Source organism: Variovorax ureilyticus, assembly GCF_037889935.1.
Lineage (GTDB): Bacteria > Pseudomonadota > Gammaproteobacteria > Burkholderiales > Burkholderiaceae_C > Variovorax > Variovorax ureilyticus.
On the sequence record NZ_JBBKZU010000001.1, the window covers coordinates 711,770 to 733,608 of the forward strand.

Annotated in this window: 23 protein-coding genes; 10 read left to right on the top strand and 13 right to left on the bottom strand. The window is 67.7% G+C overall.

Going from position 1 to position 21,839, the window contains the following annotated elements; genetic code table 11:
- Nucleotides 1-37 precede the first annotated feature (37 nt).
- From WKW77_RS03405 to WKW77_RS03425, 5 genes are all read left to right on the top strand, one after another.
- A complete protein-coding gene (locus tag WKW77_RS03405; protein WP_340355397.1) occupies nucleotides 38-997 on the top strand; it encodes a DnaJ C-terminal domain-containing protein in 960 nt (319 codons plus the stop codon).
- A 5-nt stretch (nucleotides 998-1,002) separates the two neighbouring features.
- Nucleotides 1,003-1,326: a chaperone modulator CbpM gene (locus WKW77_RS03410; RefSeq protein ID WP_340355398.1), complete on the top strand. Its 324-nt coding sequence runs from the start codon at nucleotides 1,003-1,005 to the stop codon at nucleotides 1,324-1,326.
- A gap of 35 nt (nucleotides 1,327-1,361) precedes the next feature.
- Nucleotides 1,362-2,258 carry a dienelactone hydrolase family protein gene (locus tag WKW77_RS03415; RefSeq protein WP_340355399.1) on the top strand — a complete coding sequence of 299 codons (897 nt, stop codon included), beginning with the start codon at nucleotides 1,362-1,364 and terminating at the stop codon, nucleotides 2,256-2,258.
- 90 nt (nucleotides 2,259-2,348) lie between these two features.
- Nucleotides 2,349-3,101, top strand: a complete 753-nt coding sequence (locus WKW77_RS03420) for a hypothetical protein (protein WP_340355400.1) — start codon at nucleotides 2,349-2,351, stop codon at nucleotides 3,099-3,101.
- A 151-nt stretch (nucleotides 3,102-3,252) separates the two neighbouring features.
- Nucleotides 3,253-3,693 carry an outer membrane lipoprotein gene (locus WKW77_RS03425; RefSeq protein WP_093159865.1) on the top strand — a complete coding sequence of 147 codons (441 nt, stop codon included), beginning with the start codon at nucleotides 3,253-3,255 and terminating at the stop codon, nucleotides 3,691-3,693.
- A 30-nt stretch (nucleotides 3,694-3,723) separates the two neighbouring features.
- Here WKW77_RS03425 and mmsB read toward each other — a convergent pair whose 3' ends face one another.
- Genes mmsB through WKW77_RS03445 form a run of 4 tightly spaced genes read right to left on the bottom strand, consistent with a single transcriptional unit; the run spans nucleotide 3,724 to nucleotide 8,476 of the window.
- Complete coding sequence (mmsB, locus tag WKW77_RS03430; protein WP_340355401.1) at nucleotides 3,724-4,623, bottom strand: 3-hydroxyisobutyrate dehydrogenase; 900 nt, start codon at nucleotides 4,621-4,623, stop codon at nucleotides 3,724-3,726.
- A gap of 37 nt (nucleotides 4,624-4,660) precedes the next feature.
- Nucleotides 4,661-5,776, bottom strand: a complete 1,116-nt coding sequence (locus tag WKW77_RS03435) for an enoyl-CoA hydratase/isomerase family protein (protein WP_340355402.1) — start codon at nucleotides 5,774-5,776, stop codon at nucleotides 4,661-4,663.
- An 11-nt stretch (nucleotides 5,777-5,787) separates the two neighbouring features.
- A complete protein-coding gene (locus WKW77_RS03440; protein WP_340355403.1) occupies nucleotides 5,788-6,942 on the bottom strand; it encodes an acyl-CoA dehydrogenase family protein in 1,155 nt (384 codons plus the stop codon).
- A 10-nt stretch (nucleotides 6,943-6,952) separates the two neighbouring features.
- The gene (locus WKW77_RS03445; RefSeq protein WP_340355404.1) at nucleotides 6,953-8,476 is read right to left on the bottom strand and encodes a CoA-acylating methylmalonate-semialdehyde dehydrogenase; all 1,524 of its coding nucleotides are present in this window, start codon (nucleotides 8,474-8,476) and stop codon (nucleotides 6,953-6,955) included.
- A gap of 101 nt (nucleotides 8,477-8,577) precedes the next feature.
- Between WKW77_RS03445 and WKW77_RS03450 the strand changes: the two genes are divergently transcribed.
- Together WKW77_RS03450 and WKW77_RS03455 are read left to right on the top strand one after the other, a co-directional pair.
- A complete protein-coding gene (locus tag WKW77_RS03450; RefSeq protein ID WP_340355405.1) occupies nucleotides 8,578-9,465 on the top strand; it encodes a LysR family transcriptional regulator in 888 nt (295 codons plus the stop codon).
- 139 nt (nucleotides 9,466-9,604) lie between these two features.
- Nucleotides 9,605-11,173, top strand: a complete 1,569-nt coding sequence (locus WKW77_RS03455) for a Na/Pi cotransporter family protein (protein WP_340355406.1) — start codon at nucleotides 9,605-9,607, stop codon at nucleotides 11,171-11,173.
- A 23-nt stretch (nucleotides 11,174-11,196) separates the two neighbouring features.
- Here WKW77_RS03455 and WKW77_RS03460 read toward each other — a convergent pair whose 3' ends face one another.
- The 5 genes from WKW77_RS03460 to WKW77_RS03480 all read right to left on the bottom strand — a co-directional run bounded on the left by WKW77_RS03460 (nucleotide 11,197) and on the right by WKW77_RS03480 (nucleotide 15,327).
- The gene (locus WKW77_RS03460; RefSeq protein ID WP_340355407.1) at nucleotides 11,197-11,460 is read right to left on the bottom strand and encodes a hypothetical protein; all 264 of its coding nucleotides are present in this window, start codon (nucleotides 11,458-11,460) and stop codon (nucleotides 11,197-11,199) included.
- A gap of 100 nt (nucleotides 11,461-11,560) precedes the next feature.
- Nucleotides 11,561-12,940 carry a CoA transferase gene (locus tag WKW77_RS03465; RefSeq protein ID WP_340355408.1) on the bottom strand — a complete coding sequence of 460 codons (1,380 nt, stop codon included), beginning with the start codon at nucleotides 12,938-12,940 and terminating at the stop codon, nucleotides 11,561-11,563.
- A 33-nt stretch (nucleotides 12,941-12,973) separates the two neighbouring features.
- Nucleotides 12,974-13,876, bottom strand: coding sequence for an NYN domain-containing protein (locus tag WKW77_RS03470; protein ID WP_340355409.1), 903 nt, complete (start codon nucleotides 13,874-13,876; stop codon nucleotides 12,974-12,976).
- Nucleotides 13,877-13,886: 10 nt separating this feature from the next.
- A complete protein-coding gene (locus WKW77_RS03475; RefSeq protein ID WP_340355410.1) occupies nucleotides 13,887-14,525 on the bottom strand; it encodes a 3-oxoacid CoA-transferase subunit B in 639 nt (212 codons plus the stop codon).
- Between the two features lies 1 nt (nucleotide 14,526).
- On the bottom strand, nucleotides 14,527-15,327 hold the full coding sequence (locus WKW77_RS03480; RefSeq protein WP_340355411.1) for a CoA transferase subunit A: 801 nt from the start codon (nucleotides 15,325-15,327) through the stop codon (nucleotides 14,527-14,529).
- A 110-nt stretch (nucleotides 15,328-15,437) separates the two neighbouring features.
- On the opposite strand from WKW77_RS03480, the gene WKW77_RS03485 reads away from it, so the two are divergent.
- Nucleotides 15,438-16,004 carry a LuxR C-terminal-related transcriptional regulator gene (locus tag WKW77_RS03485; RefSeq protein ID WP_340355412.1) on the top strand — a complete coding sequence of 189 codons (567 nt, stop codon included), beginning with the start codon at nucleotides 15,438-15,440 and terminating at the stop codon, nucleotides 16,002-16,004.
- Nucleotides 16,005-16,016: 12 nt separating this feature from the next.
- Nucleotides 16,017-17,066 (top strand): MBL fold metallo-hydrolase, encoded by a 1,050-nt coding sequence (locus WKW77_RS03490; RefSeq protein WP_340355413.1) that lies wholly within the window; start codon nucleotides 16,017-16,019, stop codon nucleotides 17,064-17,066.
- A 15-nt stretch (nucleotides 17,067-17,081) separates the two neighbouring features.
- On the opposite strand, the gene alkB is transcribed toward WKW77_RS03490, so the two are convergent.
- The 3 genes from alkB to ada are packed head-to-tail and all read right to left on the bottom strand — an operon-like array spanning nucleotide 17,082 to nucleotide 19,522.
- Nucleotides 17,082-17,729, bottom strand: a complete 648-nt coding sequence (alkB, locus tag WKW77_RS03495) for a DNA oxidative demethylase AlkB (RefSeq protein WP_340355414.1) — start codon at nucleotides 17,727-17,729, stop codon at nucleotides 17,082-17,084.
- 3 nt (nucleotides 17,730-17,732) lie between these two features.
- On the bottom strand, nucleotides 17,733-18,443 hold the full coding sequence (locus WKW77_RS03500; protein WP_340355415.1) for a 2OG-Fe(II) oxygenase: 711 nt from the start codon (nucleotides 18,441-18,443) through the stop codon (nucleotides 17,733-17,735).
- Entirely contained in the window at nucleotides 18,440-19,522 is a 1,083-nt protein-coding gene (gene ada, locus WKW77_RS03505; RefSeq protein WP_422823110.1) for a bifunctional DNA-binding transcriptional regulator/O6-methylguanine-DNA methyltransferase Ada, read from the bottom strand. Before ada ends, WKW77_RS03500 begins: the two co-directional genes overlap by 4 nt.
- 174 nt (nucleotides 19,523-19,696) lie before the next feature.
- Here ada and WKW77_RS03510 point away from each other — a divergent pair, with 174 nt between their 5' ends.
- Nucleotides 19,697-21,295: an OpgD/OpgG family glucan biosynthesis protein gene (locus WKW77_RS03510; protein ID WP_340355417.1), complete on the top strand. Its 1,599-nt coding sequence runs from the start codon at nucleotides 19,697-19,699 to the stop codon at nucleotides 21,293-21,295.
- 112 nt (nucleotides 21,296-21,407) lie between these two features.
- On the opposite strand, the gene WKW77_RS03515 is transcribed toward WKW77_RS03510, so the two are convergent.
- Nucleotides 21,408-21,782 (bottom strand): FKBP-type peptidyl-prolyl cis-trans isomerase, encoded by a 375-nt coding sequence (locus WKW77_RS03515; RefSeq protein WP_422823121.1) that lies wholly within the window; start codon nucleotides 21,780-21,782, stop codon nucleotides 21,408-21,410.
- Nucleotides 21,783-21,839: the final 57 nt, after the last annotated feature.

The window sequence follows — 21,839 nt, forward strand, 5'->3', positions numbered from 1 at the left end:
TCGCGCCATTCGCCGCATTCTTCCGGAACCCATCGCCATGGACTTCAAGGACTACTACAAGATCCTCGGCCTCGAACGCGGCGCCTCCGAGGACGATGTGCGCAAGGCCTATCGCAAGCTCGCGCGCAAGTACCACCCCGACGTCAGCAAGGAAGCCGACGCCGATGCGCGCATGCGCGAGATCAACGAGGCGAACGACGTGCTGCGCGACAAGGAAAAGCGTGCGGCCTACGATCAGTTGGCCGATCACGTCGCGCGCGGCGGCAGCCCGGATGGCGGATTCCAGCCGCCGCCCGGATGGGACGAAGGCTTCGAGTTCCATCGCGGCCCCAATGCGGGGCCGGCCGACCACGCCGAGTTCAGCGAATTCTTCTCGTCGCTGTTCGGTGCGGCGGAGCGGCGCGGTGCCCAGCGGCGCAACTACCGCGCGCGCGGCGAGGACCACCACGCCGCCATCGAGATCGCGCTCGAAGACGCGATCAAGGGCGCCGAACGCGAGATCACGCTGCGCTCGCAGGAGATCGACGAGCAGGGCCGCCCGCAATGGAAGACACGCACGCTGAGCGTGAAGATCCCGGCAGGCGTGCATCCGGGCCAGTTCATCCGCCTGGCGGGCCAGGGCATGCCGGGCCACGGCGGCGAGCCGCCGGGCGACCTCTACCTCGAAGTGCGCATCGCGCCGCACAAGCTCTACCGCATCGAGGGCCGCGATCTCTACATGACGCTGCCGGTCACGCCGACCGAAGGCGCCCTCGGCGCGAAGGTGCAGGTGCCCACGCCGACCGGCGGCATCGTCGAGGTGACCGTGCCGCCGAACGCGCGCAACGGCCTCAAGCTGCGGCTCAAGGAACGCGGCCTGCCGGGCAAGCCGCCGGGCCATCTCTACCTGTTGCTCGAGATCGCGCTGCCGCCGGCCGATTCCGAGGCCGCCCGCAAGGCTTACGAACAGTTGGCACAGGCCGCGCCCTTCAACCCGCGCCGCCATCTTGGAGTTTGACGACCATGGCTACCGTGACTGTCACGACGACCGCGCTCAGCGCTTCGCATCCCCTCGCCGCCGAGGAACTCGCCCACGCCTGCGGCGCCGAGATCGACTGGGTGGTTCAACTCGTCGAGGTCGGGATCATCGAATCGCGCGAAGCGGGAGAGCAGCCCGAGCAATGGCGCTTTCACAGCAGCGACCTGCAGTGCGCACTCGAAGTCCGCCGCCTGGAACGCGACTTCGGCGTGCAGGTCGATGCCGCCGCACTGATCCTCGACCTCGAACACGAGGTGCGCCGACTCAAGGCCGTGCTGCGCGCACAGGGGCTCGGCCGCGAGATCTGAATCGCCACGTCAATTCCCATCTCAAGGAGCTACCGATGCAGCCACGTCTCACCGCCAAGGATTTCGACCAGGAACTGCTCATTCTTTTCGACGCCTACGTGCATGGCAACCTCGACCGCCGCGGCTTCCTTTCGCAGGCACAGAAGTTCGCGAAGGCGGGCGTCACCGCGGCCGGACTGCTCGCGGCGCTGAGCCCCGATTACGCGGCCGGCCAGCAGGTGCCGCCCGGCGATCAGCGTCTCAAGGCCGAGCGCGTCAGCTACCCCTCGACGGCCGGCAACGGCACGGTCAACGGCTATCTGGTGCGGCCTGCGAACGCGGGTTCCAGGAAGCTGCCCGCGGTGCTGGTGATCCACGAGAACCGCGGGTTGAACCCGCACATCGAGGACATCGCGCGCCGCCTCGCGCTCGATGGATTCATGGCCTTCGCGCCCGACGGGCTGACGCCGCTCGGCGGCTATCCCGGCGACGAGGACAAGGCGCGCGAAGCCTTCGCCAAGCTCGACCAGAGCCGCGCGCGCGAGGACTTCGTCGCGGCCGCGAACTGGCTCAAGGACCGGCCGGATTCATCCGGAAAGATCGGCGCCGTCGGCTTCTGCTACGGCGGCGGCATGGTCCACACCCTGACCACGCGAATGCCCGAACTCAACGCCGCGGTCGCCTTCTACGGCAACACGCCGGCGCCGTCCGAAGCGGCCAAGGTCAAGACCCCGCTGCTGGTCCATCAGGCCGGCGTCGACGAGCGCATCAATGCCGCATGGCCTGCCTACGAAGCCGCGCTCAAGACCGCCAACGTGAAGTTCCACGTCTATCAGTACCCGGGTACGCAGCACGGCTTCAACAACGACACCACGCCCCGCTACGACGCGGAGGCCGCCAGGCTGGCGTGGTCGCGCACGATGGACTTCTTCAAGGACCAACTCGGGGCCTGACCGCTCCAAAGTAGGCGGCGGCTGGCAGACTTTGCCCCGGAGCCGACCGAGAGTGGATGCTTCGCGTCGCCGACGCACTCGGAGTGACCCATGTCAGTGATCTGTCCCGCATGCCAGACGGAGAACCGCGACGCCGCGATGTTCTGCCACGGCTGCGCGCGCAAGCTGCCGCACTTCACGCCGACGCAGCCGTCGATGCTGGAAACGATGCGGGCGATGCCGGCTCGCTCCGTCGCCTCGACGGCGGCCGTGGCCATGCCGGTGGAGATCGAGCCCCGATCGCTGATCGGGCTGTGGATCGGGGTCGGCGTGGCGGTATTGGTGCTGCTGGGGGGCATCGCTGCGTGGTACGCGCACCTGCTGCGGCCGCCCGCATCGTCCACGTCCTCGGCGAACGCCCCCGCCCATGTCGCGAAGCCAGCCGCTGCGGTCCCACCGGCCGCCATCGCGGCGGACAAACCCAAGGCCTCGACACCGGCGCCGGAGATCGTGTCGCTAGGCGCATCGCTGGCACCCGGCGAGGCGGCGGTCGCCCCATCCAGCGGCGCAGCGCAAGTCGCCGGTGCGGACGCGCCTCCGGCAGCGGCGTCTCCGCCGGTCGCGGCATTGACCCCCTCGCCTCCACCGGCAGAACGCAGGCAGGCGCCCCGGGCCGCGCCTCCCGCGCGCGTCGGCGCGCTCGACCCGCGCAGCGGCTGCGAGACGCTCAACTTCGTATTTGCCGCCCGTTGCGAAGCGGCGCACTGCGACAAGCCTCAGTACGCCAGTCATCCTCGCTGCGACCTCGTCCGCCAGCAGCGCAAACGCGATGAGTTGCACCGCAACCCGACGCTGGCCTTCTGACGCCAGGCCGAACGGCTTCGTCGCGTCCTAGCAGAAGCCGAGCGGGGAAGGAAGCGCCCCGAACAGCCTTGGCGTCGGTGGCGAATCGCGTCAGACTCCGCATCGCAGTCTCGAAACGACAACCCATCTCGACGAAGGAGCGACGTTCATCATGGCATTCCAGTTGCACACCCGCATCGCCGCCGTCGCCACGGCTCTCATGCTGACCGCTTGCGCGGCACCGCAACAGCAGGCGCCGATGGCGATCACGCAGGGCAAGATCGAGCAGATCACTCCCACCACCATTCGCAGCGAAGCCCATACGGGCGTGGGCGCGGTGGTCGGCGGCCTGACCGGCGTCGGCCTCGGCAGCCTGATCGGCGGCGGCACGGGACGCGATGTGGCGATGGTGGCCGGCGCGATCGGCGGCAGCATGGCCGGCGCGCAGGTCGCGAACAACGCCGCAGGTTCGCAGCCTGGCCAGGAAATCTTCGTTCGCACGGACAGCGGCGTGCTCGTCGAAGTGACCCAGCCTACGACGCCGGGCCTGCGTGTGGGTCAGCGCGTGTTCATCCAGGGCCAGGGCCACATGGCCCGCGTCGTGCCGCAGTAACGACGGCGCGCGCCGCGCGCGCGGCGCGCTCTACGTGGACCTGGCCTGCACCAGCTTGATCACGCTCGAGAAATCGAGCGCGCCATGCCCCGCAAGACTGTGCGCTGCATAGAGATTGCGCGCGAGCCCACCCAGCGGCGTGGCCGCACGCACGGCAGCCGCGTTCTCCTGTGCGAGGCCGAGATCCTTCAGCATCAGGTCGGTGCCGAAACCGCCCGCGTAGCCCTTTGAAGCGGGCGCGGCTTCCATCACGCCCGGCAGCGGGTTGTACTTTTCGAGCGCCCAGTTGCCGCCCGAGCTGCGGCGCATGATTTCCGACAGCACCTTCGGATCGAGCCCGTTGGCGACGCCCAGCGCGATGGCTTCCGAGGTGCCGATCATCAGGATGCCGAGCAGCATGTTGTTGCAGATCTTCGCGGTCTGCCCTGCACCGGCGCCACCGGCGTGGAAGATGTTGGCGCCCATCTTTTCGAGCACGGGACGCGCGCGTTCGAGGTCCGTTTCCGATCCGCCGACCATGAAGGTCAGCGTGCCCGCGATCGCACCGCCTGTGCCGCCGGAGACCGGCGCATCGATCACCGCCACGCCGCGCTTCGCACCGGCCTCGGCCACCTTGCGCGACGTTGCGGCAGCGATGGTGCTGCTGTCGATCACCAGCGTGTCGGCGGGGATCTGCTCCATGAGCCCGGGCTTGCCGTCGCTGCCGAGGTAGAGCGATTCGACATGCTGGCTCGCGGGCAGCATGCTGATCACGACGTCGGCGCCGGCGATCGCATCGGCCGTCGATGCGGCGATGCCCAGCCCATCGGCCGCGAGCTTCTCGCAAGCGGGCTTGGAGAGGTCGAAGCCCCGGACCTCGTGGCCGGCCTCCTTCAGGTTCAGGGCCATCGGGCCGCCCATGTTCCCGAGGCCGATGAATGCGATCTTCATAGGATGTCTCCGTTGTCTTGTTGGCGATGAAAGAGGTTCAGACGAGCGCGGCCAGCGGATGCGGCCCCGGCGCGCGCACGCGCAGGTGGTCTTCGATGAACTCGGGCGTGATCTCTTCGAGCGTCGCCGGGCTCCAGCGCGGGTTGCGGTCCTTCTCGATCAGCAGCGCGCGAATGCCTTCGGCGAAGTCCTTGTGCGCACAGCAGCCGAGCGAGGCCCAGTACTCGAGGCGGAACACCTCGGCGAGCGACATGCGGGTGACGCGCTGCCAGAGCGCAAAGGACAGCGCTGCCGAACTCGGCGAGCCCTTGATAAACGTTGCGGCGGCGGTCTGCAGCCATGCATCGTCCGACTTCAGCGTGCGCAGGCGATTCGCGATGTCGAGCAGATCGTCGCCAGCCATCAGATCGTTGATCGTGTCGAAATGCTCGCGCAGCTTCGATGATTGCTTCTCCGCGCCCTCGCCCGCCTTCGCGAGCAGGCGCGACAGCAATGCCCGATCCGCTTTCGGTTCGCCTTGCCAGGCCGCGCCCGCGATGCCGTCGAGCACCTGCGACTTGCGCTCGTGCAAGACCACGATGTCGGCGAGCCCGCAGAAGATCGCATCGGCCGCGTTCAGTGGAGCCGCCGTCAGCGCGAGAAAGAGCCCCACCCGCCCAGGCGCGCGGCGCAGGAACCAGCTTCCGCCGACGTCGGGATACAGGCCGATGTTGATCTCGGGCATCGCGACGCGGCTTTGCAGCGTGACGACACGGTGCGACGCGCCCGACATCAAGCCAACACCACCACCCATCACGATCCCGTGCCCCCAGCACAGGAAAGGCTTGGGGAAGGTGTGGATCAGGTAGTCGAGTTCGTACTCCTCGCTGAAGAATTCCTCCGCGTAGGTGTTGCGCGCGGGCCCGCATTCAAGCAGCGTCTGGTAGAGCTGCCGCAGGTCGCCGCCGGCGCAGAAGGCCTTCTCGCCCGATGCATCGAGCAGCACGCCGATCACGCCGTCGTCCCGCGCCCATTCGCGCAGCTTCGGGATGAGCAGTCGCACCATCGCCACCGACAGCGAGTTGAGCGATGCAGGCGAATTGAGCGTGGCAACGCCGAAGCGCTTGCCGTTGGCAGTCTTGATTTCGTTGAAGAGAACGACGGGATCGGTCATTGGCTGTCTGGTTATCGGATGTCGGCGTCGCCCTCTAGGAGCTTGCGGGCGACGATCATTCGCATGATTTCGTTGGTGCCTTCGAGGATCTGGTGAACGCGCGCATCGCGCACCAACCGCTCCAGCGGGAATTCGCTCAGGTAGCCGTAGCCGCCGTGCAGTTGCAGCGCGTCGTTGCAGACGGTAAAGCCCGCATCCGTCGCGAAGCGCTTCGCCATCGCGCAATAGGTGCTCGCATCGGCATGAGCCGCATCGAGCTTGCTCGCGGCCATGCGCACCATCTGCCGCGCGGCGACCAGTTCAGTCGCCATGTCGGCGAGCTTGAATTGCAGCGCCTGGAAGCTCGCGAGCGGCTTGCCGAACTGCTGTCGCTCGTGCAGGTAGCGGCGCGCGGCATCGAGCGCACCTTGCGCCGCGCCTACGGAGCAGGTCGCGATGTTGATGCGCCCGCCGTCGAGCCCCTTCATCGCGATGCGGAAGCCCTCGCCTTCCTGTCCGAGCAGGTTCTCGGCCGGCACGCGCACGTTGTCGAAGTTGATCGTGCGCGTGGGCTGGCTGTTCCAGCCCATCTTGTGTTCCTTCTTGCCGTAGCTGATGCCGGGCGCATCGGCCGGGACTGCGATGGCGGAGATGCCGTTCGCGCCGCCACCGCCGGTGCGCGCCATCAGCACCAGCACGTCGGTCGAACCCGCGCCGGAGATGAAGGCCTTGCCGCCGTTGATGACGTATTCGTGGCCCTGCAGCTCGGCGCGCGTCTTGAGCGATCCGGCATCGGAGCCCGCTCCGGGTTCGGTCAGGCAGTACGACGCGAGCTTGCGCCCGCTGGTCAGATCGGCGCCCCAGCGCTCGCGCACCGCGGGGCCTCCCCAGGTGCCGAGCATCCACGTCGCCATGTTGTGGATCGTGATGAAGGCGGTGGTCGAGGGATCGACCGCTGCCATCTCTTCGAATACCAGCGTCGCATCGAGGCGCGGCAGCGCGAGCCCTTCGATGCTCTCGGGGGCATAGAGGCCGCAGAAGCCCAGTTCACCGGCCTTGGCGATCGCTTCCCTGGGGAAGATCGCCTCGGCGTCCCACCGGGCCGCATGCGGCGCGAATTCGGCAAGCGCGAATTCGCGCGCGGTCTGCGCGAAGGCGCGCTGCTCTTCGGTCAGCTCGAAGTCCATGCGGACGAGCTTACTTGAGCGCGATCGTGGTGTTGACGCCGTGCGAGACAGTGCTGTCGTCGAACCAGCGCGAAGTCACCGTCTTGGTCTGCGTGTAGAACAGCACGACCTGCTTGCCGTAGGGCCCGAGGTCGCCGAGCTTCGACGCGCGCGAACCGGTGAACGAGAACATCGGCACCGGCACCGGGATCGGCACGTTGATGCCCACCTGCCCGACGTCGATGTCCTCCTGGAAACGCCGCGCCGCTGCGCCGGACTGGGTGAAGATCGCGGTGCCGTTGCCGTTCGGGTTGGCGTTGATCAGTTCGATCGCGTCGTCGATGTTGTCCGCGCCGACGAGGCACAGCACGGGGCCGAAGATTTCCTGCTCGTAGATCGACATGCCGGGCTTCACGTCGGCGAACACCGTCGGGCCGACGAAGTTGCCCTTCTCGTAGCCGGGCACCGTAGGCTTGCGGCCGTCGAGCGCGAGTGTCGCGCCATCGGCCACGCCGCGTTCGATGAGGCCGGTGACGCGGTCAAACGCCGCGCACGAGACCAGCGGGCCGACATCCACGCCCTTGTCCACGCCCGCGCCGACCTTGAGCGTCTTGGCCTTCTCGACCAGATCGGAAACCCAGTTGCGCGCATCCCCCACCAGCACCGCGACCGACACCGCCATGCAGCGCTGTCCCGCCGCACCGAACGCCGCTCCGGCCAGCGCATTGAGCGTCTGCTCCTTGTTCGCATCGGGCATCACGATCGCGTGGTTCTTCGCGCCCATCATGCATTGCACACGCTTGCCCGCGAGCGATGCGCGGTTGTAGACGTGCGTGCCGACCTTGGTCGATCCGACGAAGGAGATCGCCTTGATGTCCTTGTGGTCGCAGATCGCGTTGACCACCGCTTCGCCGCCGTGCACCACGTTGAGCACGCCGGGCGGAATGCCGGCTTCGAGCGCGAGTTCGCACAAACGCATCGTGACCATCGGATCCTGCTCGGAAGGCTTCAGCACGAAGGTGTTGCCGGTGACGATCGCCATCGGGAACATCCACAGCGGGATCATGGCGGGGAAGTTGAACGGCGTGATGCCCGCGCACACGCCCAGCGGCTGCAGCACCGAATAGGTATCGACACCGCCAGCGACGTTGTTGGCGAACTCGCCCAACTGCAGGTTGCCGATGCCGGCCGCGTGCTCGACCACTTCGAGGCCACGGAACACATCGCCCTCGGCATCGGGCAGCGTCTTGCCCTGCTCGGCCGTGAGGATCGCGGCCAGTTCGCCCATGTGTTCGCGGATGAGCTGCTGGTACTTGAGAAAGATGCGTGCGCGTGCGCCGATGGCCGTCTTGCGCCAGGTCTTGAAGGCTTCCTTGGCGGAGGCGACCGCCGCATCGACTTCATCCTGCGTGGCGAACGGCACCTTGGCCAGCACTTCCTGCGTGGCCGGATTGACGATGTCGCGCCACTCGGTGGTCTTCGACTCGACGAACTTGCCGCCGATGAGCAGCTTGACGGTGGCGACCTTCGTCGCGGGGGTGGTGGTGGCGTCCATGAAACTTGTCTCCTGAATGGGGTGCGAGCAAGGATGCTAGCTTTGCACTTTTGCGGTTGCAATAGACAAATACGCATGCCCGATCTGCATAATTGCAACGCATGGACTGGGACAACCTGCGCTTCTTTCTGGAGCTCGCGCGCACGGGCACATTGGTCGGCGCGGCGCGGCGACTGGCTGTCGATCACACCACCGTCGCGCGGCGCATCCAGGCACTGGAAAAGGAGATCGGCACCGCTCTTTTCTCGCGCGAATCCGACGGCCACCGGCTGACGGAAGCGGGTCGCCGGCTGCAGCCGCAAGTCGAGTCGATGGAGAGTGCCTTCCGCGCGGTCGAGAGCACCGCGCCCGCATCCAACGAAGGGCTGTCGGGGCTGGTGCGCATCGGCGCGACCGAAGGCTTCGGCACGGTGGTGCTGGCCCCGCAGCTCGCCTTGTTCGCGCAGCAGCATCCCAAGCTCGTGATCGACCTGCTCGCGATGCCGCGCCTGGTGCACCTGTCGCGGCGCGAGGCCGACATCGTGATCTCGCTCGAACGTCCGGCGCGCGGGCCCGTGGTCGTCACCAAGCTCACCGACTACGTGCTGCGCCTGTACGCGTCGAAGCACTACCTCGCCAAGCACGGCGCGATCCGCACCCGCGAGGACCTGCGCGGCCACACCTTCATCAGCTACGTGGACGACCTGTTGTTCAGCAAGGAACTCCAGTACCTCGACGAGCTGTACAAGCCCGATTCGTTCGCGCTGCGCAGCACCAGCATCCTCGCGCAGCATCGGGCCACCGCGGCGGGCGCGGGCATCGCGGTGCTGCCGGCGTTCATTGCAGAGAGCGACAAGTCGCTGCGGCGCGTGCTGCCCGATGAAGCGAACTTCACGCGGACTTTCTGGATGTCGGTGCCGGCGGAGACGCGGCACCTGGCGAGGGTGAAGGCGGTGTGGGACTTCCTGAAAGAGACCGTCGAAGCGCAGCGGGATGTCCTGATGGCATAGCGCCCGGGTGTCCTGAAGACCGGCCATTTGCTGCAGTGCGACAAGTCTCATGGCGTTGACACCCACTCCACCCTTCCCTTACCGTCGTCTGAAAAGCGGTACGCACAACGCCGGGTGCGACCGGCATGGGGGCTAGCACATGGAGACAGACGTCGCCCTGAAGGTCCTCGGCGGACTGGGCCTCTTCCTTCTGGGAATCCACCATCTCACCGAAGGCCTGAAGAGCTTCGCGGGCGACTCGCTTCGCCGGGCGCTCCAGACCGCGGTGTCCGGGCGCTTCAGCGCCGTGGTTTCCGGGGCGCTGTTCACCGCGGCGATCCAGTCCTCGACCGCGACGATCCTGACCGTCATCGGCTTCGTCAGCGCCGGGCTCATCACCTTCTCGCAGGCCATCGGGGTCACGATCGGCGCCACCTTCGGGACCACCTCGACGCCATGGCTGATCGCGGTCTTCGGGTTTCGCGTCCGGATCGCGGATGGCGCGCTGCCGCTGCTCGGCGTCGGCGCGCTGCTCTGGCTGGTCGCGAGCGGCAGGCTGCGGTCGCTCGGCGCGATCCTCGCCGGCTTCGGGCTGCTTTTCACCGGGATCGACTTTCTGCAGACCGGGATGAAAGGCGTGACCTGGAACCTCGAAGCGTTCGCCGGCACCGGCCTCTTCGCACGCTGGGTGCTGGCCGGCATCGGCATCGTGATGACGATCGTGATGCAGAGTTCGAGCGCCGCCGCGGCGACGACGCTGGTGGCGCTCGACGCGGGCTCGCTCACGTTCGAGCAGGCGTGTGCGATGGTCGTGGGGCAGAGCATCGGGACGGCGGCGACGAGCGCCCTCGCGGCGCTCGGCGGCGGCCTGGCGGTGCGGCGCACCGCGATCGCCCATGTCACCTTCAGCCTCGTCGTCGGCGTGCTCGGCGTCGTGTTTCTGGGCCCGCTGGTCCATGCGGCGGAATGGCTGGGCGGGCGGCTCGGCGACCTCGACGGCGTGCTGGCGCTCGCAGCCTTCAGCAGCATCTTCAAGCTCGCGGGCGTGCTGGTGTTCTACCCGTGGCTCGACCGGTTCGCGCAGTTCATCAGCCGCATCGCCGGCAGCGGTGGCGAAACCGCCGTGAGCCATCTCGAACCCGCCGTCGCGCGAACGGGCGGCACGATCGCGCTCGAAGCCGCGTGGCGAGCGATCCTCGAAGTGGCGCGCGGCGCGGTCGACGCCGTCCGCGCCACCCTGGCGGGGGAGCGGGCCGGCTATGTCCCGCCGACCCAGGCAATCCAGCAGATCGAGCAGTTCCTCGAATCCGTGTCGCTCGACACCATCGACCCCAGCCTCGGGGAGGCGCGCCTCGTGCGCATCTGCCACGCGCTGGATGACCTCTCGACGCTGCAGCGGGAACTCGCGCGCATTCCGGCCGCCGTCGGCGACTGGCAGCCTCCGCCGGGCTACGCGGCAGGCGCCCGTGCGCTGGCCACCTGGCTCGACGCAACGAAGGATCCCGAAAGCGCCGCCGGCACGGCGATCACCTCACCCGTCGAGGAAGCCAGAGCGCAACTCGTCCATGAACGGAAAGCCGAACGCGAGCGGCTTCTCGGCGAAGTCGCCCTGCGCCGCGTGCCGGCGGCGACGGCCGCATCCGCGCTCGAGTCGCTGCGATGGGCCGAGAGTGCGTCTCAGGGAGCGCAGCAGTTGATCGAGTCGCTCGATACGGCCAGAGGCGATTAGGGCCTTACTGCCTTGCGGGCACTTCAGAAGCTCGGGATCACCTCGACGGACGACGGCGACGGCGCGTTCGAGAACACCTCGCTCGCGGCGGGCACCGGGAAACTGGAGCCCTCCGAAGCCGCGGCCGGCGTGCCTGAAGCCGGGATCGGGGCATCGTGCGACGGATGGGATCGGATCGGTCCTTCCGCAATCGACGTACCGAGCACGATCGCCGCCAGCAGCGCCAGCGCGACGAACCATTGCCTTCCGAATCTGGGAAAAGAGCCCCCTGCTGATCGCTTGTTCATGACGATCACCTTCCTTCCTGAGAGCCGATCCGTCGAAGCCGACCGGCAGGATGAAACTAGCAGGCGATGTCGAACGGCGAATCGTTCGCCGAGGGGATGACTAGGGCCATGCCGGCGGATGGCTCCCCGGCGGCATCGAAGGCCGGGGCCATGCGGCCGGCGTGCGGGACAACTGCGCGCTGTGGCTCAGACCCGCCAGTTCGCCGAAACCGGAAGGCGAGCATTCGAGGAACGGCGCCCTGTCGGGCACCGCCACCTTCAGGCCATCGGGCACGCGACCCATCCCGCGCAGCCAGTGGCCCGTCTGCGCGAGCGACACCTGCACGTGCCAGCTTCCGCCTTCGCGCTGCTGGCGGCACATCGCGGCCGATGCGCCCATGGCGATCAGATAGCCGGTCGCCTCGTCGAGGATCTGCATCGGCAGGGGCCGGGGCTTGCCGCCGCCCGCCGCTTCGCCCTCGGCATGGTTGAAGCCCATGGCTGTCTGCACGAGCGAATCGAAACCGCGCCGCGATGCCCACGGGCCCTGCGTGCCGTAGGCGGTGAGCGATACGTGGACGATGCCCGGGCGCATGCGCGCCGTATCGATCGCGCCGAAGCCCAGCGCCTCGATGCCCCCCGGACGATAGCCTTGGACGAAGACATGCCCGTCCGTCAGCAAATGCGAAAGTGCGGCGCGGCCCGCCTCGGTTTGCAGATCGACATGCGCGGAAAGTTTGCCCCGGCTGGTGTCTGCGATGGCCTCGACGTTCGGCAGCTTCGGCGAGTTGACCAGCATCACGTCCGCCCCATAGGCGGCCAATGCACGACCGCCGACCGGGCCGGCCAGGATGCGCGTGAGATCGAGCACCCGAACGCCGCTCAGAGGTCGGTCGTTCGCTTCGAGCGGCGGCAATCTCGCAGGCGGCGCGTCGCCGATGCGGTCGATGGTGAACAACGGCTGCGACGCGATCGCCCTGCCCTGCGGCGTGGCGTCCCATTCGTCGAAGGTGCGCATCGCGGTTGCGACGAGACCTCGTGCGGCGGCCGCATCTTCGAAATCGATCGCCCTCCATGACCGCATGGCGGCCTCGGCATCGGTGCGCTGCGCGGTGACGGGATCGAGCCCCAACAGCCGCAATGCACCCTCGCGGTGATGCGCGAAATTCGCGTGGATGCGCACCCAGCCATCCGCCGCGCGATAGAGGCCCGAGAACGCGTCCCACAGATCCGGCACACGGCCGTCGATGCTGAACCAGGCGGTGCATTCGAGCGCCGCGTGCAGCATGTCGACCGCGACTTCCTGGCGCGTCGCGCCGCGAACATGCCCCAGTTCGCAGGCAGCGAGCGCGGCCGCCGCGATGGTGCTCTGCGCGGCTGCGCCGACGGCGAAGGACGACGGCAGCACCGGGTCCGCACCACTCAGTCGCGCGCAAGCCAGTGCATCCGAGGGCAGTCCGGCCGTCTGCCAGATGCCGCGCAGCGCGTCGTTTGCATTCATGTCCGACTCTCCATGCAAAGTCGGCCCGGATGATCAGCCTGCGCCGGAATCCGGCTCGGCCGGGGCCGCATCGACGAGTGCCACATGGCCGCCGCCCTCGGCGTCCACGATTCGCACGATATCGGGAAACTTTTCGAGAAAACTCGTGAAGCTGCCGCAACCCAGTGCCCGTTCGTCGAAGGCCGGCATCAGTCGCTTCATCAGCGACTTGAGGGTACCGCGGTGCACGTAGTTCTCGCCTTGCCGCGCGACCAGTTGGGTCAATGACTTGGTCAGCGTTTCGCGCGCCTCATCGACCGAAAGAAGTGTCGGCAGTTGCGGTTCGACCGGCATCGCTTCGGATTCGGGCGAGGGTCCGGCGGAGGTCGCGGTCACTGCCGGCGCTGCAGCGGCCGACGCCGCCAGCTCGCTGGCTTCGTTGAGTTCGACCAGCGCGCGGTAGAACTTGAACTCGTTGCAGGCCGCGATCCAGAAGCGGTTGCTGTTGTTCTCGACGCCCACGCCGGCGACGAAACGGCCGGCCTGCTTGGCCTTCTGCGCAAGGCTGATGAAATCGCTGTCGCTGGAGACGACCACGATGTGCGTCAGGTGCGGATGCGCGTGGATGTCGCTCAGCGCGTCGAGCGCCATGCGGATGTCGGCGCTGTTCTTCATGTTCGCGCCCCGGGGGAACATCTGGATCAGGTCGATGCCCGCCCCATTGAGCGCATCGCGGTAACGCGAGAAGAACTGCCAGTTGCCGTAGGCGCGATGGATGATCACATCGCCGAACGACGCAGCGTAGTCGAGCACCGGGTCCACGTCGACCACCGGCGCCTGCACGCTCATGCGGTGGTCGCGGTAGTAGTCCTGCCCGTTCTGCTGGTCGGTCAGGACCGCGTGCAGATTCTCGAAATCCCAGTAGATCGCGACCTTCGCTTCGCCCCCGGCTTTCATCTGCGGCCGATTACTGGATCAGCTTCGGCCCGGTCTTCGACTGGATCTGGTCGAAGCTCACGCCCGGCGCCAGTTCGACGACCTTCAGGCCGTCCGACGTGACGTCGATCACGCCCAGGTCGGTGATGATGCGGTCGACCACGCCCACGCCGGTCAGCGGCAGGGAGCAGTTGTCGAGGATCTTCAGGTCCTCGGTGCCGTCCTTCTTCCGGGCGACGTGCTCCATCAGCACGATCACGCGCTTGACGCCCGCGACGAGGTCCATCGCGCCGCCCATGCCCTTGACCATCTTGCCGGGGATCATCCAGTTGGCCAGGTCGCCCTTGGCGCTCACCTGCATCGCGCCGAGGATCGACAGGTTGATCTTGCCGCCGCGGATCATCGCGAAGCTCTCGTGGCTGCCGAAGATGGCCGAGCCCGGAATGGTGGTCACGGTCTGCTTGCCGGCGTTGATCAGGTCGGCGTCGACCTGGTCCTCGGTCGGGAACGGGCCGATGCCGAGCATTCCGTTCTCGCTCTGCAGCCAGACTTCCTTGTCGCCGACGAAGTTCGCGACCAGCGTGGGAATGCCGATGCCGAGGTTGACGTAGAAGCCGTCTTCGAGTTCCTGGGCCGCGCGGGCGGCCATCTGATCTTGGGTCCAGGGCATGTCAGGCTCCTTTGGTGTTCTTGATGGGCGCGGGCACTTCGCTGCCTGCGGCGGCCTGTGCGATGGCGGCCTGGGCCTCGACCTTGGCGGCGGCGGCATCGACCGACGCGCTCACGGTGCGCTTCTCGATGCGCTTCTCGGGCGTCGCGTTGAGCACGATGCGGTGCACGTAGATGCCCGGCAGGTGGATGTCGTCCGGGGCGATCTCGCCCACCTCGACGATCTTCTCGACTTCGACGATGCAGATCTTGCCGGCCATCGCGGCGGCGGGATTGAAGTTGCGCGCCGTCAGGCGGAAGCGCAGGTTGCCGGACTTGTCGGCCACGTCGGCCTTGACCAGCGCGACGTCGGGCACCAGCGAGCGTTCCATGACGTAGGTCTCGCCGTCGAACTCGCGCAGTTCCTTGCCTTCGGCGACCTGGGTGCCGACGCCGGTCTTGGTGAAGAAGGCCGGGATGCCCGCGCCGCCGGCGCGCAGCTTTTCGGCGAGCGTGCCCTGCGGCGTGAACTCGAGTTCGAGTTCGCCCGCGAGGTACTGGCGCTCGAACTCCTTGTTCTCGCCGACGTAGCTCGCGACCATCTTCCTGATCTGGCGCGTCTCGAGCAGCTTGCCGAGGCCGAAGCCGTCGACGCCCGCGTTGTTCGAGATGCAGGTGAGGTTCTTGACGCCGGAATCGTGCAGTGCATCGATCAGGGCTTCGGGGATGCCGCAGAGGCCGAAGCCTCCGACGGCGAGGGTCTGGCCGTCAGCCACGACGCCCTTGAGCGCCGCGTCGGCGGAGGGGTAGATCTTGTTCGCCATGGTTCCTCGTTCGGTGGTTAGGGTGGTTGAATCCGACTCAAATTCGATCCCGCGACGATACTACGTACTGGCATACGTAGTATTTCGTAATGGAGACACCCGAAGGAAATTTGCCGGCAGTCGACTACCGGCTGGCTTTCGAGCTGGCGCCGGTGGGCATGGTGCTGTCGCGTCACCGCATCATCGTGGACTGCAACGCCCGCGTGTGCGAGATGTTCGGCGCCACGCGCGATGCGCTCGTCGGCCAATCCTTCCAGGTGCTCTACCCGAGCGTCGCCGAATTCGAGCGGATCGGCAAGCGCATGGAGCCGATCCTGAACGCCAGCGGCCGTTATGCCGACAACCGCATGATGAAGCGGCTGGGCAACCTGCACGGCATGTTCGCGGGCGAGACCTTCTGGTGCCACGTCAGCGGCCAGGCGCTGAATCGCGATGCGCCGCACGAGGCGGGCATCTGGACCTTCGAGGACCTGGGCTCGCGGCGCTCGGTCAAGGCCGAACTCACGCCCCGCGAGCGCGAGGTGGCGGCGCAGGTGATGCAGGGACGCACGTCGAAGGAAATCGGCAAGGCGCTGCAGATCAGCCACCGCACCGTCGAGATTCACCGCGCCCGCCTGATGCGCAAGTACACCGCGGCCACGACCGCCGAGCTGGTCCAGAAGCTGATTGCGGGATAGATTGCGGCACCGATGAACCGCCACCCCGACCCCGCCCGGCCGCACCACCGCGAACGCGGCTTTCAGAACAACTACGAGGAGTTCCAGCCGAAGAGCCTGTCGGAGCTGCTGCGCTGGCGTCGGCAGGCCTTCCGCGACCGCTTGCCGCCGCGACCGCTCGCGCCGACGCCGCGCGTGACGCCCGAGCTGGAATGGCTGCATGCCAACGCGCGCGCCGGCAGCGCCATGGTTCCCTGCTTCACCTGGATCGGCCATGCGACCGTGATGGTGCAGATGGGCGGGCTCACGATGCTGACCGATCCGATGTTCTCGCTGCGCGCATCGCCGCTGCGCTTTGCGGGGCCGAAGCGGCACACGCCGCCGGGCATCGAGCTGTCGCAGCTTCCGCGCGTGGATCTGGTGCTGGTGTCGCACAACCACTACGACCATCTCGACGCGCCGTCGGTCGACGCGCTCAACCGGCAGCCCGGCGGCCCGCCGTTGTTCGTGGTGCCGCTGGGCATCCGGCCCTGGCTGGCGAGTCGGCGGATCCACCACGCCGTCGAGCTGGACTGGTGGGAACGGCACGCCGTGCGTGGCGCACACGGCGACCTGGAGATCGCGCTCGTCCCCGCCCAGCACTGGTCGTCGCGCAGCCCCCGCGACGCGATGGCGACGCTGTGGGGCGGCTTCGCGGTGCTCGCGCCGGATTGCCATCTGCTCTACACCGGCGACACCGGCTACTCGCGCGACTTCGCGGACATCCGCCGGCACTTCAGCGACCGGCAGACGCCGGAGCAAGGCGGCGGCTTCGACATCGCGCTGATCCCGATCGGCGCCTATGCGCCGCGCTGGTTCATGAAGTCGCAGCACGTGGATATCGAAGAGGCCCTGCGCATCCATGCCGACGTGGGCGCCAAGCGTTCGCTCGGCATCCACTGGGGCGTCTTCGAGCTGAGCGACGAAGCGATCGACGAGCCGCCGCGCAAGCTGGCGGAAGTGCGCGACGCGCAAGGTATTCCGGAGGAGGAATTCTTCGCCGTCGCAGTCGGCGAGACACGTCGCCTGCCGCCGCGCCGGTGATCGCCCAGCCTCCGCTCAACCCGCCTTGCGAAAGGTGAGGTTGATCCGGCATCCGTCCCAGAACGGGTGCGCCCCCTCCTTCAGAGGCAGCACGCCGTGGTAGTGCAGCCGCGCCGGCCCGCCCCAGACCACCACATCGCCATGGTCCAGCGGAACGCGGCGCGCCATGTCCGAACGCTTCGGTCCCCCGAAGAGGAACACCGCCGAGAGGCCGAGCGACACCGACACGATGGGCTGGCTGAAATCGCGTTCGTCGCGGTCCTGGTGCATCGAGAGCCGCGTGCCCGGCTCGTAGCGATTGACGAGGCACGCATCGGGCACGAAGCCCTCGAAGCCGGCTCGCGACGCTGCTTCGGCCGCGAGGCGCCTGAACACATCCGGCAGGCGCGGCCAGGGCTTGCCGCTTTCGGGATCGAGCCGGTCGTACCGGTAGCCGGTGCGGTCGCTCACCCAGCCGAGATCGCCGCAGTTGGCCATCGCCACCGACATGCGCAAGCCCCCGGGCGTGACCATATGGCGCAGCGGCGCCTGCGCGATCACCTCACGGACGGCATCCAGCAGCGCACCGTCATACGGCCGTGCGAAGCGGCGCAGCACGACGGCGCCGGGAGCGAGCGGCAGCGGTCCGGATGCGGCTTCATCGTCGAAAAGGTCTTGCGTCATGGCTCACTGGGCATCGTGAAAGATGATCCCCGCCGTATGCCGCCGGCCCGAACGCACGCGGCTCACGCCGTGGCGCAGATTCACGCGATACGTGCCCCGCGTGCCCTGAACCGGCCGGTGGTGTACCGCGATCACCGCTGCATCGCCCTGTCGCAGCGGCAGCACCATCGGGCGCGACTGCATGCGCGGTCGTTGCTCCGTCATCACGAACTCGCCGCCGGTGAAATCGCGGCCCGGTTCGGACAGCAGGATGACCACCTGCAGCGGAAACACATGCTCGCCGTACAGGTCCTGGTGCAGGCAGTTGTAGTCGTCGGTGTCGTATTGCAGCAGCAAAGGCGTCGGCCGCAACTGGCCCGCCGCATGGCAGCGGTCGATGAACTCGGCGTGGCGCGCCGGATAGCGCACGTCGATGTCCATGATCTCGTTCCATCGGTTCGCGATCGGCACCAGCCGCGGGTAGATCCGCTCCCGCAGGGCGGCGACGGCCGCCGGCAAGGGGTAGGCGAAGTACTTGTACTCGCCGCGACCGAAGCCGTGCCGCTCCATCACCACGCGGCTGCGAAAGGACTTGTCGGCCGCATACATCCCGGCGAGCGACTCGCACTCGCCGGGCGCGAGCAGCGACGGCAGCAGCGCGCAGCCCTGGTCGTCGAGATCGGTTTCGGCCTGAACCCAGTTCACCTGCGCCACCCGTTCTTTCCATGAACTCATGCCGGCCCGGCCTCCCGGCGCAGCAGCGTGCCCTTGCGCTCGACGCCCCAGCGGTAGCCCGAGACGCCGCCGTCGCTGCGCACCACGCGATGGCAGGGAATCGCCACGGCGAGGGCGTTCGCGCCGCAAGCCTGTGCCACCGCGCGCACCGACTTCGGCGAACCGATGCGTTCCGCGATCGCGCTGTAGCTCGCGGTCTCCCCCACTGGGATTTCGCGCAGCGCCTGCCAGACGCGCTGCTGGAAGGCCGTGCCGCGAACGTCCAGTGGCAGGTCCAGCCCGACACGCGGCGCCTCGACGAAGCCGACGACCTTCGCGACCAGCGCTTCGAATCCGGCGTCGCCGCCGACGAGTCTCGCGCGCGGGAAGCGGTCCTGCAGCTCCCGGGCCAGTGCGTCGGGATCGTCGCCCAGCGAAATCGCGCAGATGCCGCGCTCGCTCTGCGCGACGAGGATCGCGCCCAGCGCGCATTGGCCGATCGCGAAGCGGATCTCGGTGTCTGCGCCGCCGGAGCGCCAGGCGGTCGGCGTCATGCCGAGGATCTCGTTCGAATCGGCGTAGAAGCGGCCGTTCGAGTTGTAGCCCGCGTCGTAGATCGCCTCGGTCACCGTGTCGCTGCGCGCAAGCTCGCGGCGCACCCGTTTCGCGCGATGCGCGGCCGCATACGCCTTCGGCGTCAACCCGGTCACTTCCTTGAAGAGCCGGTGCAGGTGCCAGGGACTGAGCCCGGCGCGCCCGGCGAGTTCGTCGAGCGCCGGCGCCTGTTCCGAGTCCTCGATGTAGCGGCACAGCCGCGCCACCAGATCCGCCTGCTCGCTCGACCGCGCAGGCGCGTCGGGCCGGCAACGCCTGCACGGACGGAAGCCCGCGCGTTCCGCATCCGCCGCCGTGGCGTGGAAATCGATGTTCTCCGGCCGCGCACGGCGCGACGCGCAGGACGGCCGGCAGTACACCCCGGTGCTGCGTACCGAATAGAAGAAACTGCCGTCGGCCTTCGCATCGCGCGCCGTCACCGCGGCCCAGCGCGGATCGCTCACCGTGGCGAGCGCGCGCATTTCGTCGTCATTGCGCATGTTCATTTCCTGCGTCCTTCAGTGTCGTTGATCGGTGCATCCACTGTAGGGATCGGGGCCGGAAGGGGCACTCCGCCGTTTGCTTTCGAATTCGCCGCGTAGGACGGCGCCGACACCGTGGTGCCATTTCAGCGATCCGCCTACGGTGCCGGTGCCGGGCCATCGTTAACATTTGCGCCAATGATCGATCGACGCTCACTCCTCACCGCAGGCGGCGCCTCGCTGGCGCTCGCATCCCTGGGCATTTCCGCCGATGCATTCGCGGCCGCCGGGCTCCAGTTGAGCCAGCCGCGGCCCTTCTCCTTCGAGCGCCTCGTGGCGTACGCGAAGACGCTGGGCAGCCAACCGTACGTCGCCGACAAGTCCCTGCCCGCGGACATCCTGGAGAAGATCGACTACGACGCCCACGGCAAGATCAAGTTCAACACCGACAACGCCCTCTTCCGCGACGGACCGGGGCAGTTTCCCGTCACTTTCTTCCACCTGGGCCGCTACTTCCAGGTGCCCGTGCACATGCACGTGCTGGAAACCGCCGGCGGCGACAGCTTTGCGCGCGAGATCGTCTATGACCCGGCGTACTTCACGATGCCGCCCGACAGCCCCGCGCGCCAGCTGCCTGACGGCGTCGGCTTCGCGGGCTTCCGCCTGCAGGAAAGCCGGCTCGGCGACCAGAAGAAGCTGCCGTGGCAAACCAACGACTGGGCGGCCTTCCTCGGCGCTTCGTACTTCCGCGCCATCGGCGAGCTGTTCCAGTACGGGCTTTCGGCTCGCGGCATTGCGCTCGATGCGGCCATGCCCGATCGCGCCGAAGAATTCCCCACCTTCACCCAGTTCTACTTCGAGCCGCCCGCGAACGATTCGTCGAACGCCGTGACGGTCTACGCCCTCCTGGAAGGGCCCAGCATCGCCGGCGCCTACAAGTTCGTCATGCAGCGCGGCAAGGCGGTGCTGATGGACATCGACGCGCGCCTCTTCCTGCGCCGCGACATCGGCCGCTTCGGCCTCACGCCGCTGACCTCGATGTTCTGGTATTCGGAGACCGTGAAGCCCACCGGCATCGACTGGCGCCCCGAGGTGCACGACTCCGACGGCCTCGCGATGTGGAACGGCGCGGGTGAGCGCATCTGGCGTCCGCTCAACAACCCGCCGCAGACCCGCGCATCGGCCTTCAGCGACAACAACCCGCGCGGCTTCGGCCTCCTGCAGCGCGACCGCGCCTTCGACCACTACCAGGACGGCGTCTACTACGACAAGCGCCCGAGCCTCTGGGTCGAGCCGCTCGGTCAATGGGGCGAGGGCTCGGTGCAGCTCATCGAGATCCCGACCGACGACGAGATCCACGACAACGTCCTGGCCTGCTGGGTGCCCAAGACGCCCGCCAAGGCGGGTTCGAACTTCGAGCTCAAGTACCGCCTGCACTGGTCGGCGGAGGAGCCCTTTCCGTCGCCCCTGGCGCGCTGCGTGGCGACACGCATCGGGCGCGGCGGACAGCCCGGCACGCAGCGGCCTCAGGGGGTGCGCAAGTTCATGGTCGAGTTCATCGGCAAGCCGCTCGAATCACTGCCCTTCGGCGTCAAGCCCGAACTGGTGCTGACCGCTTCGCGCGGCAAGTTCTCGTACATCTTTGCGGAGGCAGTGCCGAACGGAGTGCCGGGGCATTGGCGGGCGCAGTTCGACTTCGCCGCCGAAGGGGCCGATCCGGTGGATATGCGGCTCTATATGAAGAACGGGGATCAGACGTTGACGGAGACCTGGCTTTATCAGTTTCAGCCGTTTTGACTGTTGCTCGCCCCCAGGCTGCGCGCACTGCGTGTCGCTTCGCCAACCCCCTACCGGGGGCAATACCGGCGGCCCGGCGAAGCCGGTTCCGCGGTATTCCTGGCGAAACTCGTTATTTCCCTTTGATCGCGAGCAACTCGATCTCGAAATTGAGGGTTGCATCCGGCGGAATCACCCCGCCCGCTCCCCGCTTGCCGTAAGCGATCCCCGGCGGGCAGGTCAGCTTGGCCTTGCCGCCGACCTTCATGAGCTGCACGCCCTCGGTCCAGCACGGGATCACGCCGCCCAGCGGAAACTCCGCCGGCTCGCCGCGCTTGAAGGAGCTGTCGAATTCCTTGCCGTCGGGGAAGGTGCCGCGGTAGTGCACCCGCACGACGTCCGTGGCAGCCGGCGATGCACCCTTGCCGTCCACGAGCGACTCGAAGATCAGCCCGCTGGGCTTGGTCACTGGCGCCGATTGCGCAAAGGCGGCCGGCAGCATGAACATCGAAACGATGGCGGTACAGAGAATGGATCGCACGGAGAACCCCTTTGATGTTTGAAT